Source organism: Escherichia sp. E4742 (genome assembly GCF_005843885.1).
Classification (GTDB): Bacteria; Pseudomonadota; Gammaproteobacteria; order Enterobacterales; family Enterobacteriaceae; genus Escherichia.
The window spans coordinates 2,199,679-2,215,384 of sequence record NZ_CP040443.1 but is presented as its reverse complement, the minus strand read 5'-3'; the positions used below and the strand labels follow the sequence as shown (position 1 = coordinate 2,215,384).

General features: G+C 51.8%; 10 protein-coding genes, 1 tRNA gene and 1 pseudogene. 10 read left to right on the top strand and 2 right to left on the bottom strand.

The features are described 5' to 3' along the window. Window positions 1-133: 133 nt before the first annotated feature. Complete coding sequence (locus FEM44_RS10825) at window positions 134-751, top strand: trimeric intracellular cation channel family protein (RefSeq protein WP_064526048.1); 618 nt, start codon at window positions 134-136, stop codon at window positions 749-751. On the opposite strand, the gene ligB is transcribed toward FEM44_RS10825, so the two are convergent. After that, window positions 748-2,433 (bottom strand): NAD-dependent DNA ligase LigB, encoded by a 1,686-nt coding sequence (gene ligB / locus FEM44_RS10820; protein WP_135523823.1) that lies wholly within the window; start codon window positions 2,431-2,433, stop codon window positions 748-750. The two genes, FEM44_RS10825 and ligB, sit on opposite strands and share 4 nt — an antisense overlap. Before the next feature lie 258 nt (window positions 2,434-2,691). Between ligB and gmk the strand changes: the two genes are divergently transcribed. From gmk to recG, 5 genes are read left to right on the top strand one after another with little or no spacing between them, the layout of a single operon-like run. Continuing rightward, on the top strand, window positions 2,692-3,315 hold the full coding sequence (gmk, locus tag FEM44_RS10815; RefSeq protein ID WP_010344504.1) for a guanylate kinase: 624 nt from the start codon (window positions 2,692-2,694) through the stop codon (window positions 3,313-3,315). A 54-nt stretch (window positions 3,316-3,369) separates the two neighbouring features. After that, window positions 3,370-3,645: a DNA-directed RNA polymerase subunit omega gene (gene rpoZ / locus FEM44_RS10810; protein WP_000135058.1), complete on the top strand. Its 276-nt coding sequence runs from the start codon at window positions 3,370-3,372 to the stop codon at window positions 3,643-3,645. A gap of 18 nt (window positions 3,646-3,663) precedes the next feature. Beyond that, window positions 3,664-5,772: a bifunctional GTP diphosphokinase/guanosine-3',5'-bis pyrophosphate 3'-pyrophosphohydrolase gene (gene spoT / locus FEM44_RS10805; RefSeq protein ID WP_135487016.1), complete on the top strand. Its 2,109-nt coding sequence runs from the start codon at window positions 3,664-3,666 to the stop codon at window positions 5,770-5,772. A gap of 6 nt (window positions 5,773-5,778) precedes the next feature. Continuing rightward, window positions 5,779-6,468, top strand: coding sequence for a tRNA (guanosine(18)-2'-O)-methyltransferase TrmH (trmH, locus tag FEM44_RS10800; RefSeq protein ID WP_135521048.1), 690 nt, complete (start codon window positions 5,779-5,781; stop codon window positions 6,466-6,468). A gap of 5 nt (window positions 6,469-6,473) precedes the next feature. Further along, the gene (gene recG, locus FEM44_RS10795) at window positions 6,474-8,555 is read left to right on the top strand and encodes an ATP-dependent DNA helicase RecG (protein ID WP_135521047.1); all 2,082 of its coding nucleotides are present in this window, start codon (window positions 6,474-6,476) and stop codon (window positions 8,553-8,555) included. A 188-nt stretch (window positions 8,556-8,743) separates the two neighbouring features. On the opposite strand, the gene gltS is transcribed toward recG, so the two are convergent. After that, on the bottom strand, window positions 8,744-9,949 hold the full coding sequence (gene gltS / locus FEM44_RS10790) for a sodium/glutamate symporter (RefSeq protein WP_064526038.1): 1,206 nt from the start codon (window positions 9,947-9,949) through the stop codon (window positions 8,744-8,746). 279 nt (window positions 9,950-10,228) lie between these two features. On the opposite strand from gltS, the pseudogene xanP reads away from it, so the two are divergent. The 4 genes and pseudogenes from xanP (at window position 10,229) to FEM44_RS10770 (ending at window position 15,621) form a co-directional block, all read left to right on the top strand. Further along, window positions 10,229-11,620 (top strand): annotated as a pseudogene (gene xanP, locus FEM44_RS10785) (xanthine/proton symporter XanP). 121 nt (window positions 11,621-11,741) lie between these two features. After that, window positions 11,742-13,451, top strand: a complete 1,710-nt coding sequence (locus tag FEM44_RS10780; protein ID WP_135521045.1) for an AsmA family protein — start codon at window positions 11,742-11,744, stop codon at window positions 13,449-13,451. A gap of 331 nt (window positions 13,452-13,782) precedes the next feature. Further along, window positions 13,783-13,877: transfer RNA gene (locus FEM44_RS10775), tRNA-Sec, on the top strand. 562 nt (window positions 13,878-14,439) lie between these two features. Continuing rightward, the gene (locus tag FEM44_RS10770; protein ID WP_001604123.1) at window positions 14,440-15,621 is read left to right on the top strand and encodes a tyrosine-type recombinase/integrase; all 1,182 of its coding nucleotides are present in this window, start codon (window positions 14,440-14,442) and stop codon (window positions 15,619-15,621) included. Window positions 15,622-15,706 lie beyond the last annotated feature (85 nt).

Below are 15,706 nucleotides of genomic sequence, written 5' to 3'. Positions count from 1 at the left end.
ATGCATTCTTACTACAGAAAATAGCAATTTCACATAACTACAAATTATCAATCCATTCTCTCCTTAAAAAATCTCAATCGTGACAATGCGCACAAATCGCTACCCTGCCAGACAGATTTTTAGGGAGAGAACCATGCTGTTACACATTTTGTATTTGGTTGGCATTACTGCCGAAGCCATGACAGGGGCGCTAGCGGCCGGACGGCGGCGCATGGATACATTTGGCGTAATTATCATTGCTACCGCCACCGCAATTGGCGGAGGATCAGTACGTGATATTCTGCTGGGCCACTATCCGCTTGGCTGGGTCAAACACCCGGAGTATGTGATTATCGTCGCCACCGCCGCCGTGTTCACCACCATCGTTGCTCCCGTGATGCCTTACCTGCGTAAAGTCTTTCTGGTGCTCGATGCGCTCGGACTGGTGGTTTTTTCTATCATTGGCGCACAGGTCGCGCTGGATATGGGACACGGCCCGATCATTGCCGTTGTCGCAGCTGTGACGACCGGCGTATTTGGCGGCGTTTTGCGCGATATGTTCTGTAAACGCATCCCACTGGTATTCCAGAAAGAGTTGTACGCCGGGGTTTCTTTTGCTTCCGCCGTGCTGTACATCGCACTGCAACACTATGTTTCCAACCATGATGTGGTGATTATTTCCACCCTGGTATTCGGCTTTTTCGCTCGCTTGCTGGCGCTGCGTCTTAAACTGGGATTACCGGTTTTTTATTACAGCCACGAAGGCCACTAAGGCACAAAACCTGTGATCTGCTGGGCAGCCAGCCAGTTGCCCAGCATCTTGATTTGCGCATTATCCTTCCATTCCATAACCTGACTTGCGCGACGCCCCCCTGTCCCCGGTAGTTGCTGCCAATACTGTTCGCTTCTCTGCAAAAGTTGCGCCCAGGAGCTGAAGTCGTTGGCATTAAGCGCCGTTTGGGTTAACGGTATTCCCATTGCCATCACCCAGCGAGTAAAAGGCTGTTGACGTGCCAGGTTAAACTGATGCCACAACTGCTCACCTTTACTCTTCGCGATCCCCGGCGTGTGCTGCAATTGCTCTGGCGTTAATGAAAGCCAGGAAAAAATATGCTCAAAGCGATGCGTCTGATGCAGCGAGCGCCAACCAGATTCACCGATGCCCTCCAGCCCCAAAACCTGTTTTGATCCCAGCCAAACTAATCGCGATATGAATTGTTCCTGACAAACATCAGAAGCGAAGTAGCATGTCAACGCGTTAAAACGGTTTTCTGGTGGTTTCGGTTTTGTGCGTTCTGCACCGCGCCAGACCACTTCATCAATGCGTGGAATACCCTGACCGGCAAGACTCACAAGGATTTGATCGCCAGGTGCAATGTCCCACTCCTGCCAACGTCTGACGGAACCAATGTTCACCCGCTGGACTTTTTTATCATCCAGCATGACAGGCGCGAGTGACGCCACCACCGAGATTTTTCCGCTCTTACCGACAGCAAACTGTATCGCGTTTACTTCAGTAACCTGGGCCACAGGCTGATATTTCCACGCTATCAGCCAGTCCGCCTGACCCGGTAGCCAATGACGGGATTCGGGCTCCTTAGCCGCTCGCACAACCACGCCATCGGTGACGAAGGGCAATTTCGCTTTCCACCACTCATTACGTGCTCGCTCAACCTCGTCTACGCTTTTCACCGCAAGGGTATACTTCTGCGTCAAAGTAAAGCCCGCAGTAGCAAGCTGCTGTAATCGCTCGGCCATCAACTGTGGTCCATCCGGCCACGCCCAGATAAACACGCCCAGTGAATGCAGCGTGTCGCTATTGTCCTGGCGCATCAAAATGCCAGCGACCTTTGAACGGGCATTCATTCCTCCCATTTGTTGTTGGATATGCCCCTCACGCTGGAGAAATATCTCACCCTGCAGGGTGCTGTTGGCCAAAGCTCCGCTAACAGATTGCGGTACAGAAGGAATCAAGCGTATTTTCTGCGTCCAGTCCTCACCTTTAAGCCCATTGCCACGACTGATCGCTTTAATCAGTTTTCCATCACGGTAGACCAGTGTTACCGCAACGCCATCAACTTTTGGCTGTACCCAAAGATCGCTGTGCTCATGCATCCACAGACGTAGCGCATTTTTATCCGCTAACTTACGTACCCCCGTATGAGCAACCGGATGGATAACCGTGCCACTCAACGGCGGCGGCATAGCGTCACCCGTTGTCTCTTCGCCAAAACAGCGTTGCCACTGTGCAAGGCGGGCGCTTAACTGATCGTAAACCCCATCTTCCTCGTCACTTTTCCCTTTTTTCCAGTAATCATCGTCCCACTGTTTTACTTGCTGTTGTAGGCGGGAAATTTCTTCATGCGCTCTGGCTGGCGACCAGGCCGGACATACCGCCTTCGCTGATGATTGCCAGCACAAAATACTCATTAACACTACAATCCATACTTTCATCGTCACCTCCGTTGTAGTCAGGCGGGCAGATATACAACGAGATGAATGCAAAACCGAGGGGCAAAAATAAAGTGTGAGATGACGCTTCCAGAGAATCGTCTTTGTTGCAGTAAATGACCGGGAATTGCGGAAACAGGTACGCAAAACGCAACAACTTTGCGCAAAAAGTGTGAGCAAGGGCTACGTCACATGGCTGCGCCGTGTATAATAAGCTCGTATGTAGGCTTTATTTCGCTTAATCACATACGAAAGATACTCATGGCTCAAGGCACGCTTTATATTGTTTCTGCCCCCAGTGGCGCGGGTAAATCCAGCCTGATTCAGGCTTTATTAAAAACCCAACCGTTGTACGACACTCAGGTTTCTGTTTCACACACCACGCGCGCACCGCGTCCGGGTGAAGTACATGGCGAACACTACTTCTTTGTTAATCATGATGAATTTAAAGAGATGATTAGCAGAGATGCATTCCTTGAGCACGCGGAAGTGTTCGGTAATTACTATGGCACTTCACGCGAGGCCATTGAGCAAGTACTGGCGAGCGGCGTGGATGTTTTTCTGGATATTGACTGGCAGGGCGCACAGCAAATTCGCCAGAAAATGCCGCATGCGCGGAGTATCTTTATTTTACCGCCGTCAAAAATTGAGTTAGACCGCCGTTTACGGGGTCGAGGTCAGGACAGCGAAGAGGTCATTGCAAAGCGTATGGCGCAAGCAGTTGCAGAAATGAGCCATTACGCCGAATATGATTATTTAATAGTGAATGATGATTTCGACACCGCTCTGGGTGATCTAAAGACTATCATTCGCGCCGAACGCTTGCGCATGAGCCGCCAAAAGCAGCGTCATGACGCTTTAATCAGCAAATTGTTGGCAGACTGAACCTTCTTTCAGTATCATGCCCAGTCATTTCTTCACCTGTGGAGCTTTTTAAGTATGGCACGCGTAACTGTTCAGGACGCTGTAGAGAAAATTGGTAACCGTTTTGACCTGGTACTGGTCGCCGCGCGTCGCGCTCGTCAGATGCAGGTAGGCGGAAAGGATCCGCTGGTACCGGAAGAAAACGATAAAACCACAGTAATTGCGCTGCGCGAAATCGAAGAAGGTCTGATCAACAACCAGATCCTCGACGTGCGCGAACGCCAGGAACAGCAAGAGCAGGAAGCCGCTGAATTACAAGCCGTTACCGCTATTGCTGAAGGTCGTCGTTAATCACAAAGCGGGTCGCCCTTGTATCTGTTTGAAAGCCTGAATCAACTGATTCAAACCTACCTGCCGGAAGACCAAATCAAGCGTCTGCGGCAGGCGTATCTCGTTGCACGTGATGCTCACGAGGGGCAAACACGTTCAAGCGGTGAACCCTATATCACGCACCCGGTAGCGGTTGCCTGCATTCTGGCCGAGATGAAACTCGACTATGAAACGCTAATGGCAGCGCTGCTGCATGACGTGATTGAAGATACTCCCGCCACCTACCAGGACATGGAACAGCTTTTTGGTAAAAGCGTCGCCGAACTGGTAGAGGGAGTATCAAAGCTTGATAAGCTCAAGTTCCGCGATAAGAAAGAGGCGCAGGCCGAAAACTTTCGCAAGATGATTATGGCGATGGTGCAGGATATCCGCGTCATTCTCATCAAACTCGCAGACCGTACCCACAACATGCGCACGCTGGGCTCACTTCGCCCGGACAAACGTCGCCGCATCGCCCGTGAAACTCTCGAAATTTACAGCCCGCTGGCGCACCGTTTAGGTATCCACCACATTAAAACCGAACTCGAAGAGCTGGGTTTTGAAGCGCTGTATCCCAACCGTTATCGCGTAATCAAAGAAGTGGTGAAAGCCGCGCGCGGCAACCGTAAAGAGATGATCCAAAAAATCCTCTCGGAAATCGAAGGGCGTTTGCAGGAAGCGGGAATACCGTGCCGCGTCAGTGGTCGCGAAAAGCATCTTTATTCGATTTACTGCAAAATGGTGCTCAAAGAGCAGCGTTTTCACTCGATCATGGACATCTACGCCTTCCGCGTGATCGTCAATGATTCCGACACCTGTTATCGCGTGCTCGGCCAGATGCACAGCCTGTACAAGCCGCGTCCGGGTCGCGTGAAAGACTATATCGCCATTCCAAAAGCGAACGGCTATCAATCTTTGCACACCTCGATGATTGGCCCGCACGGCGTGCCGGTTGAAGTCCAGATCCGTACCGAAGATATGGATCAGATGGCGGAGATGGGTGTTGCCGCGCACTGGGCTTATAAAGAGCACGGCGAAACCAGCACTACCGCGCAAATCCGCGCCCAGCGCTGGATGCAAAGCCTGCTGGAGCTGCAACAGAGCGCCGGTAGCTCGTTTGAATTTATCGAGAGCGTTAAATCCGATCTCTTCCCGGATGAGATTTACGTTTTCACACCGGAAGGGCGCATTGTCGAGCTGCCTGCCGGTGCAACGCCCGTAGACTTCGCTTATGCGGTGCATACCGATATCGGTCATGCCTGCGTGGGCGCGCGCGTCGACCGTCAGCCTTACCCGCTGTCGCAGCCGCTTACCAGTGGTCAAACAGTTGAAATCATTACCGCACCGGGCGCTCGCCCGAATGCCGCGTGGCTGAACTTTGTCGTCAGCTCGAAAGCGCGCGCCAAAATTCGTCAGTTGCTGAAAAACCTCAAGCGTGATGATTCTGTAAGCCTGGGCCGCCGTCTGCTCAACCATGCGTTGGGTGGTAGCCGTAAGCTCAATGAAATCCCGCAGGAAAATATTCAGCGCGAACTGGACCGCATGAAGCTGGCAACGCTTGACGATCTGCTGGCTGAAATCGGCCTTGGCAACGCGATGAGCGTGGTGGTCGCGAAAAATCTGCAACATGGAGACGCTTCCATTCCTCCGGCGACCCAAAGTCACGGACATCTGCCAATTAAAGGTGCCGATGGCGTTCTGATCACCTTTGCGAAATGCTGCCGTCCTATTCCTGGCGATCCAATTATCGCTCACGTCAGCCCCGGTAAAGGTCTGGTGATCCACCATGAATCCTGTCGTAACATCCGTGGCTACCAGAAAGAGCCAGAGAAATTTATGGCTGTGGAATGGGATAAAGAGACGGCGCAAGAGTTCATCACCGAAATCAAGGTGGAGATGTTCAATCATCAGGGCGCATTAGCTAACCTGACGGCAGCGATCAATACGACCAACTCCAATATTCAAAGTTTGAATACAGAAGAAAAGGATGGTCGCGTCTACAGCGCCTTTATTCGTCTGACCGCCCGTGACCGTGTGCATCTGGCGAATATCATGCGCAAAATCCGCGTGATGCCAGACGTGATTAAAGTCACCCGAAACCGAAATTAATGTTTTATGAACCCAACACGTTATGCACGTATCTGCGAAATGCTCGCCAGGCGGCAGCCTGATCTGACCGTCTGCATGGAGCAGGTCCACAAACCCCATAACGTTTCTGCGATTATTCGTACCGCAGATGCCGTTGGCGTACACGAAGTCCACGCCGTCTGGCCTGGTAGCCGGATGCGCACTATGGCTTCGGCTGCGGCTGGCAGCAACAGTTGGGTACAGGTGAAAACGCACCGTACCATTGGCGATGCCGTCGCCCATCTGAAAGGCCAGGGCATGCAGATTCTGGCAACCCATCTTTCTGATAACGCTGTCGATTTCCGCGAAATTGATTACACCCGCCCGACCTGTATTTTGATGGGTCAGGAGAAAACGGGCATCACTCAGGAAGCATTAGCCCTGGCGGATCAGGACATCATCATTCCGATGATCGGCATGGTGCAGTCGCTGAATGTTTCCGTTGCCTCAGCCCTCATTCTTTACGAAGCCCAGCGCCAGCGGCAAAACGCAAGCATGTACCTGCGTGAAAACAGTATGTTGCCGGAAGCAGAGCAACAACGTTTGTTATTTGAAGGCGGCTATCCGGTGCTGGCGAAAGTCGCAAAACGCAAAGGCCTGCCTTACCCCCACGTCAATCAGCAAGGCGAAATTGAAGCCGATGCCGACTGGTGGGCCACTATGCAGGCTGCAGGGTAAGTGCCATGAAAGGTCGCCTGTTAGATGCTGTCCCACTCAGTTCCCTAACGGGCGTTGGCGCAGCGCTTAGTAACAAGCTGGCGAAAATCAATCTGCATACCGTGCAGGATTTACTCTTACACCTTCCCCTGCGCTACGAAGATCGCACCCATCTCTACCCCATCGGTGAACTACTGCCGGGCGTTTATGCCACGGTGGAAGGCGAAGTGCTGAATTGCAATATCTCCTTCGGCGGTCGGCGGATGATGACCTGCCAGATCAGCGATGGTTCCGGCATTCTCACCATGCGCTTTTTCAACTTCAGCGCGGCGATGAAAAATAGCCTGGCGACGGGCCGCCGCGTGCTGGCCTATGGCGAAGCAAAGCGCGGTAAATATGGTGCGGAGATGATCCACCCGGAATACCGCGTACAGGGCGATCTCAGTACGCCAGAGTTGCAGGAAACGCTCACGCCGGTTTATCCAACAACGGAAGGCGTAAAGCAGGCGACGCTGCGTAAATTAACTGACCAGGCGCTGGATCTGCTCGACACCTGCGCCATTGAAGAACTCCTGCCGCCGGAGCTGTCACAAGGAATGATGACGTTACCGGAAGCGTTGCGCACTCTGCATCGCCCACCGCCAACGCTGCAACTTAGCGATCTGGAAACCGGGCAGCATCCGGCGCAACGTCGTCTGATTCTGGAAGAACTGCTGGCGCACAACCTTAGCATGCTGGCGTTACGCGCCGGAGCGCAACGTTTCCATGCCCAGCCGCTTAGCGCCAATGACGCGCTGAAAAATAAACTCCTCGCCGCCTTACCGTTCAAGCCAACGGGCGCACAGGCACGCGTAGTGGCGGAGATCGAGCGCGATATGGCGCTGGATGTGCCGATGATGCGTCTGGTACAGGGCGATGTAGGTTCCGGTAAAACGCTGGTCGCCGCCCTCGCCGCGCTGCGTGCGATTGCGCACGGCAAACAGGTGGCGCTGATGGCACCAACCGAGTTACTTGCCGAGCAGCACGCCAATAACTTCCGCAACTGGTTTGAACCGCTCGGTATCGACGTGGGCTGGCTCGCCGGTAAGCAGAAAGGTAAAGCGCGACTGGCTCAGCAAGAAGCCATCGCCAGCGGTCAGGTGCAGATGATTGTTGGCACTCATGCCATTTTCCAGGAACAGGTGCAGTTTAACGGCCTGGCGCTGGTGATTATCGACGAACAGCATCGCTTTGGCGTGCATCAGCGTCTGGCATTGTGGGAGAAAGGCCAGCAACAGGGCTTTCATCCACATCAGTTGATCATGACAGCCACGCCGATCCCCCGCACGCTGGCAATGACCGCGTATGCCGATCTCGACACCTCAGTCATTGATGAACTGCCGCCAGGACGTACCCCAGTGACGACAGTGGCAATTCCTGATACGCGCCGTAACGATATTATCGACCGCGTGCGCCACGCCTGCATGACGGAAGGCCGTCAGGCGTACTGGGTTTGTACGTTGATTGAAGAATCGGAATTACTGGAAGCGCAGGCGGCGGAAGCCACGTGGGAAGAGTTGAAACTGGCGCTACCAGAGTTGAATGTCGGTCTGGTACATGGGCGTATGAAGCCTGCCGAGAAGCAGGCGGTGATGGCGTCGTTTAAACAAGGCGAGTTACACCTGCTGGTTGCCACTACCGTTATTGAAGTGGGCGTTGATGTGCCTAACGCCAGTCTGATGATTATCGAAAACCCGGAGCGTCTGGGTCTGGCGCAGTTACACCAGCTTCGCGGGCGCGTGGGTCGTGGCGCGGTGGCTTCTCACTGTGTCCTGCTCTACAAAACACCGCTCTCCAAAACGGCGCAAATCCGCCTGCAAGTGCTGCGTGATAGTAACGACGGTTTTGTGATTGCGCAGAAAGATTTGGAGATACGTGGACCGGGTGAACTGTTAGGTACGCGTCAGACAGGTAATGCCGAATTTAAAGTGGCAGATTTACTGCGCGATCAGGCGATGATCCCGGAAGTTCAGCGCCTGGCGCGACATATTCACGAACGTTACCCACAGCAGGCAAAAGCCCTGATAGAACGCTGGATGCCAGAGACTGAACGTTACTCGAATGCGTAAAAGGCGGCGGTGAGAAGACCGCCGTTTCAGGTTGATCTACCTTCCTGCCGGATGCGGCGTGAACGCCTTATCCGGCCTACAGAAACTTACGAACTCAATAAATTGTGAATCAATATGTAGGCCTGATAAGCGAAGCTCATCAGGCATTTGTCTTTGTTGCAGCGGCGCTTACACCGCCGCTTCATCGGTTACCCCGCAAAAATCGGCAACATCAAATACAGCTTAATCACCAGGGCGTTAACGATATCGATAAAGAACGCACCGACCATCGGCACTACCAGGAACGCCATGTGCGACGGGCCAAAGCGTTCAGTAATCGCCTGCATGTTGGCGATTGCCGTTGGTGTCGCACCAAGACCAAAGCCACAATGACCCGCAGCAAGCACCGCCGCATCGTAGTTTTTGCCCATCATGCGCCAGGTGACGAAGATGGCATACAACGCCATGAAGATGGTCTGTACCACCAGAATCGCCAGCATCGGCAGCGCCAGCGAAGCCAGCTCCCACAGTTTCAGCCCCATCAGCGCCATCGCCAGGAACAACGACAGACTTACGTTACCCAGCACCGATACCGCACGTTCAAAGACGCGATAAAAGCCCATCATTGACAGACCGTTGCTCAGAATCACGCCTACAAACAGCACACAAACAAAGGTTGGTAATTCAAAAGCAGTGCCAGCCAAAAGTTGCGCAACAATTTTCCCCACCGTCAGGCAGATAGCAATTAGCGCGATGGTTTCAATCAGTACCAGCGAAGTGATCATGCGTCCTACATCTGGCTTTTCGAACGCCGTCGGGACTTCCTGGTCATCCGGAATACCGTTCGGTGTAGTGGAGTGTTTCACCAGATACCGCGCCACCGGCCCCCCAATCAAGCCGCCCAGCACCAGACCGAACGTTGCACAGGCCATTGCGACTTCCGTCGCATTAGTAAAGCCGTAACGTTCAATGAACAATTTACTCCACGCCGCGCCAGTCCCATGACCGCCAGAAAGCGTAATAGACCCTGCTAACAGCCCCATCAGCGGATCAAGACCTAACAGACTGGCCATACCAATACCGATGGCATTTTGCATCACCAACAGGCCAACAACCACAATCAGGAAAATACCCACCACACGGCCACCGGCACGTAAGCTGGCAATGTTGGCGTTCAGGCCGATGGTGGCAAAGAAAGCCAGCATCAACGGATCGCGCAGGGACATATCAAAATTGACTTCCCAGCCCATGGTTTTTTTCAGCACCAGCAACGCCAGCGCCACCAATAAACCACCCGCAACAGGTTCCGGTATGGTGTATTTCTTCAGAAAGGAGACGGAATGGACCAACTTGCGCCCGAGCAGCAACGTCAGCGTTGCAGCAACAAGCGTTGCTAAAGTATCGAGATGAAACATAGTTACTCCTTTGTGTCCGCACCACTCTTTCACACTCGTCATACTTCATCGCGCATGTGCAGTAGGGCGAAATATGACGAGTATCGAGTCATGCTATCCCGGTTCGAATTCTCAGCTGAAAATAAAAAAATGGCATGGATTTTAAGCAGAAAACAACCAAAAGTTATATAAAAAAGTGCATTTATCGCATTTAAATATTTAGGAGAATGCATGGCAAACGTTTGCTTTTACCTTTCGGTCAGCTAAAATGCCCGCTTTGCCACCACGGGATTGTTTTCGATGTCTGTTTCCACCCTCGAGTCAGAAAATGCGCAACCGGTTGCGCAGACTCAAAACAGCGAACTGATTTATCGTCTTGAAGATCGTCCACCGCTTGCTCAAACTCTGTTTGCCGCCTGTCAACACCTGCTGGCGATGTTTGTCGCGGTGATCACCCCTGCGCTTCTCATCTGCCAGGCGCTAGGTTTACCGGCACAGGACACACAACACATTATTAGTATGTCGCTGTTTGCCTCCGGTGTGGCATCGATTATTCAGATTAAAGCCTAGGGGCCGGTAGGTTCCGGGTTGTTGTCGATTCAGGGGACCAGTTTCAACTTCGTTGCCCCGCTGATTATGGGCGGCACGGCGCTGAAGACCGGTGGTGCTGATGTTCCCACCATGATGGCGGCACTGTTTGGTACCCTGATGTTGGCAAGTTGCACGGAGATGGTGATCTCCCGCGTACTGCATCTGGCGCGCCGCATTATTACGCCGCTGGTTTCTGGCGTCGTGGTGATGATTATCGGCCTGTCGCTAATTCAGGTTGGGTTAACGTCCATTGGTGGCGGCTATGCGGCCATGAGCGACAACACCTTTGGCGCACCGAAAAACCTGCTGCTGGCGGGCGTGGTCTTAGCTTTAATCATTCTGCTTAACCGCCAACGTAACCCTTACTTACGCGTGGCCTCGCTGGTGATTGCGATGGCGGCCGGATATGCGCTGGCGTGGTTTATGGGTATGTTGCCAGAAAGCAACGAACCGATGACGCAAGAACTGATTATGGTACCAACGCCGCTCTATTACGGTCTTGGTATTGAATGGAGCCTACTGCTGCCGCTGATGCTGGTCTTTATGATCACCTCACTGGAAACCATTGGCGATATCACCGCGACCTCTGACGTTTCCGAACAGCCGGTTTCCGGCCCGCTGTACATGAAACGTCTGAAAGGCGGCGTGCTGGCAAACGGCCTGAACTCGTTTGTCTCGGCAGTATTTAACACCTTCCCGAACTCCTGCTTCGGACAGAACAACGGTGTAATTCAGTTAACGGGTGTTGCCAGCCGTTATGTCGGTTTTGTGGTGGCGCTGATGCTGATCGTGCTGGGCCTGTTCCCGGCAGTGAGTGGTTTCGTGCAACACATCCCAGAGCCAGTTCTGGGCGGCGCTACGCTTGTGATGTTTGGCACCATCGCCGCATCCGGTGTACGCATCGTTTCCCGCGAGCCGCTGAACCGTCGGGCAATTCTGATTATTGCACTGTCGCTGGCCGTCGGTCTGGGCGTTTCTCAGCAGCCGCTGATTTTGCAATTTGCCCCTGACTGGCTGAAAAACCTGCTCTCTTCAGGTATTGCCGCTGGCGGTATTACTGCCATTGTGCTGAACCTGATTTTCCCGCCGGAAAAACCGTAATTCACTTAGCGGCGGTAAGTTTCTTTACCGCCGCAGCGCCCCTCTTTCACCATTCCCGCCTTGAGGAATGCGCGTAAATCGTGCATAACTCCCTTATGTGTATTTCGCGGGATGGAAGACTATGAAATTTATTGGGAAGCTGCTTCTCTACATTTTCGTCGCGCTACTCGTAGTGATAACTGGCCTCTATTTTCTTCTGCAAACCCGTTGGGGTGCGGAGCATATCAGCGCATGGATTTCCGAAAATAGCGACTACCATTTGGTCTTCGGGGCAATGGATCACCGCTTTTCCGCGCCGTCTCATATCATACTGGAGAACGTCACGTTTGGTCGTGATGGACAGCCCGCTACCCTGGTGGCAAAAAGTGTTGATATCGCCTTGAGTAGTCGGCAACTGACCGAACCGCGCCATGTCGATACCATTCTGCTGGAAAACGGGACGCTGAATCTCACCGACCAGACCGCCCCGCTACCGTTCAAAGCCGATCGCCTGCAACTGCGCGATATGGCATTTAATAGCCCAAATAGCGAGTGGAAATTAAGTGCTCAGCGGGTAAATGGCGGCGTCATTCCGTGGTCGCCAGAAGCCGGTAAAGTGTTGGGAACGAAAGCGCAGATTCAGTTCAGTGCTGGCTCCCTGTCGCTCAATGATGTTCCTGCCACCAATGTGTTGGTTGAAGGCAGTATTGATAACGATCGCGTTACGCTGACCAATCTGGGTGCCGATATCGCGCACGGTACATTAACCGGAAACGCGCAGCGTAATGCCGACGGTAGCTGGCAGGTGGAAAACCTGCGCATGGCGGATATCCGTCTGCAAAGCGAAAAATCGCTGACTGATTTCTTTGCGCCATTGCGCTCTGTGCCTTCGTTACAGATTGGTCGCCTGGAAGTGATAGATGCTCGCCTGCAAGGCCCGGACTGGGCGGTGACCGATCTCGATCTCAGCTTGCGCAACATGACCTTCATTAAAGATGACTGGCAGACGCAGGAAGGAAAGCTGTCGATGAACGCCAGCGAGTTTATTTATGGTTCGCTACATTTGTTTGACCCGATTATGAACGCAGAGTTTTCCCCGCAGGGCGTGGCGCTGCGCCAGTTTACCAGCCGTTGGGAAGGTGGCATGGTGAGAACGTCAGGAAACTGGCAACGCGACGGGAAAACGCTGATCCTCGATGATGCGGCAATTGTCGGGCTGGAATATACCCTGCCAAAAAACTGGCAGCAGTTATGGATGGAAACAACACCCGGCTGGTTAAACAGTCTGCAACTGAAGAGATTTAGCGCCAGCCGCAACCTGATCATTGATATCGACCCTGACTTTCCATGGCAACTCACCGCGCTCGATGGCTATGGCGCGAATCTGACACTGGTTGCCAATCACCAATGGGGCGTCTGGAGTGGCACAGCGAATCTGAATGCCGCCGCCGCGACGTTCAATCGTGTTGATGTTCGCCGTCCGTCGCTGGCACTGGCCGCCAACAGCAGCACGGTGAATATCAGCGAACTTAGCGCGTTTACCGAGAAAGGCATTCTGGAAGCCACTGCCAGTGTTTCACAAACGCCGCAGCGCCAGACTCATATCAGCCTGAACGGACGCGGTGTGCCGGTGAATATTTTGCAACAGTGGGGATGGCCTGAATTACCGTTGACTGGCGACGGCAATATTCAGCTTACCGCCAGCGGCGATATTCAGGCCGATGCACCGCTAAAACCCACGGTTAGCGGGCAACTCCATGCTGTGAACGCTGAAAAGCAGCAGGTAACCCAAACCATGAATGCTGGCGTAGTTTCCAGTGGCGAAGTTACGTCAACAGAGCCAGTGCAGTAAAAATCAATCTCACCGGGTACGACACAGCCGTACCCGGCATTTTTTCAATAAATAACAAACAGTAGAGTATCTCATTACCATGTTCGTTCCCGCTCATTGCACGGCGTAAACCATCCTTAAGAATACGGATATTGCTATTTTTTGTTATCAACTTACGTTTCTTTTTTCTGGGAGCGCGGTTGTGCCAAAGCGTAACTTATGGATTTGCCGAGAGTTTCTGTGAAGAGGATCATGGCAAGGTGAAACGAAGCGGAAAAAAGTGTGATGGGGGATGTGATAAGGCGAGGAACTAGCTATAATGCGCCCCGCCTCCATGTAGCAATCGAGGCGCGGAAGATCGTCGTCTCCGGTGAGGCGGCTGGACTTCAAATCCAGTTGGGGCCGCCAGCGGTCCCGGGCAGGTTCGACTCCTGTGATCTTCCGCCAAAATGCCTCTACTGAACTCTCCCGACGTCAATCCCCCCCTTCTAATCCCTTATATATCAGGCTTTCTTTGTATCCTGAGGTCAACAGGAGTCAACATACTTCAATATACCTTTGGGGGCATAATTGGGGGAACTAAATATTGAAAGGAAAGTTCATGCCACCAAAACAATAAAAAAAACTTCATAATCAAATAATAACATCATCTGATACCCATAGTAGACCTTGCAAATTTTCTATCGGTAAAGAGCCTTCTGCTCATAAATTCAACGGGCTCAGAATGCTTGTCGAATAGACGGGAAAGGGTAAAAACATCTCGTTCCACAACACACATCGAATGTGATGTTTAATCAAGACCATCAAATTAAGAGAGGATGCACAAAAAAAATCAAGAATGGTTACGATCTGGCGCATATAACACTCTAGAAAGAGAGCAATGTTACTAAGGACAGGCCCCCTCTCAACTGAGTCTATTAGAACGTCAAAATGACCAAGTTGACCCTTTCCCTTACATATAAACAAACTCTGGTTACCAAAACATTCTTGCATTAAGGAGGAAACAAAGATGCCGTTAACTGATGCAAAAGTACGCGCATTAAAACCCAGAGAAAAAGCATACCGCATAAGCGACGCAGGCGGATTATACGTTGAAGTTGCTCCCAATGGCTCACGCTACTGGCGCATGAAATATCGCATTGCGGGTAAAGAAAAACGCCTCGCTTTTGGCGTCTACCCCGATGTTTCTCTTGCTGACGCCCGTGAAAAACGTGATGCGGCTAAGAAGATTCTGGCGGCAGGTGGAGATCCTGGAGAAACTAAAAAAGCCGAGAAACTTGCACAGAAACTGAATGCAGAAAACACCTTTGAAGTGATTGCTCGCGAGTGGCATCAGTCTAAAGCAGATCGCTGGTCCCTACGCTACCGTGCAGAAATCATTGACACCTTTGAAAAAGACATCTTCCCCTATATTGGCAAACGTCCCATCGCTGATATTAAACCAATGGAGCTACTGGAAACTTTACGTAAAATGGAGAAACGCGGAGCGTTGGAGAAAATGCGTAAAGTTCGTCAACGCTGTGGAGAAGTATTCCGTTTTGCAATCATTACTGGCAGAGCGAGTTACAATCCCGCCCCCGATCTTGCCGGTGCGTTAGCTACACCAAAGAAAGTGCATTTCCCATTCCTTACTGCTAATGAGCTTCCTTACTTCCTTAACGATCTAGCAGGTTATACCGGCAGTATCATCACAAAAACAGCGACTCAGATCATCATGTTAACTGGCGTACGCACGCAAGAATTGCGCTTTGCTCGCTGGGAGGATATCAATTTTGAAGCAAAGTTGTGGGAAATTCCAGCAGAAGTGATGAAGATGAAACGTCCTCATATTGTGCCGCTTTCAGAACAAGTCATTACTCTGTTTAAGCTGCTTGAGCCAATATCAAAACATCATTCGTTGGTGTTTATCGGCAGGAACGATCCTCGCAAGCCTATAAGCAAGGAAAGTATTAATCAGGTTATTGAGTTACTGGGATATAAAGGTAGGCTAACCGGACATGGCTTCCGCCACACCATGAGTACTATTTTACACGAACAGGGTTTTAATTCATCGTGGATCGAAACACAGTTAGCCCATGTAGATAAAAATGCTATCAGGGGAACTTATAACCATGCTCAGTATCTCGATGGCCGCCGTGAAATGATGCAATGGTACGCTGACTACATAGATTCACTATCTGAGCAAACCTGATGAATGAAAGTTCAGTGATACAAAAATAATGAATAACCATCCTGCACTGACAGCAGGATGGCTTTATTTATATTTCTTTTTTTAT

What these genes read in the sequence shown, in the direction of transcription:
- FEM44_RS10825 (WP_064526048.1), top strand. Translation starts at nt 134, where the DNA reads ATGCTGTTACACATTTTGTATTTGGTTGGCATTACTGCCGAAGCCATG.
- ligB (WP_135523823.1), bottom strand. Translation starts at nt 2,433, where the DNA reads ATGAAAGTATGGATTGTAGTGTTAATGAGTATTTTGTGCTGGCAATCA.
- gmk (WP_010344504.1), top strand. Translation starts at nt 2,692, where the DNA reads ATGGCTCAAGGCACGCTTTATATTGTTTCTGCCCCCAGTGGCGCGGGT.
- rpoZ (WP_000135058.1), top strand. Translation starts at nt 3,370, where the DNA reads ATGGCACGCGTAACTGTTCAGGACGCTGTAGAGAAAATTGGTAACCGT.
- trmH (WP_135521048.1), top strand. Translation starts at nt 5,779, where the DNA reads ATGAACCCAACACGTTATGCACGTATCTGCGAAATGCTCGCCAGGCGG.
- recG (WP_135521047.1), top strand. Translation starts at nt 6,474, where the DNA reads ATGAAAGGTCGCCTGTTAGATGCTGTCCCACTCAGTTCCCTAACGGGC.
- gltS (WP_064526038.1), bottom strand. Translation starts at nt 9,949, where the DNA reads ATGTTTCATCTCGATACTTTAGCAACGCTTGTTGCTGCAACGCTGACG.
- FEM44_RS10780 (WP_135521045.1), top strand. Translation starts at nt 11,742, where the DNA reads ATGAAATTTATTGGGAAGCTGCTTCTCTACATTTTCGTCGCGCTACTC.
- FEM44_RS10770 (WP_001604123.1), top strand. Translation starts at nt 14,440, where the DNA reads ATGCCGTTAACTGATGCAAAAGTACGCGCATTAAAACCCAGAGAAAAA.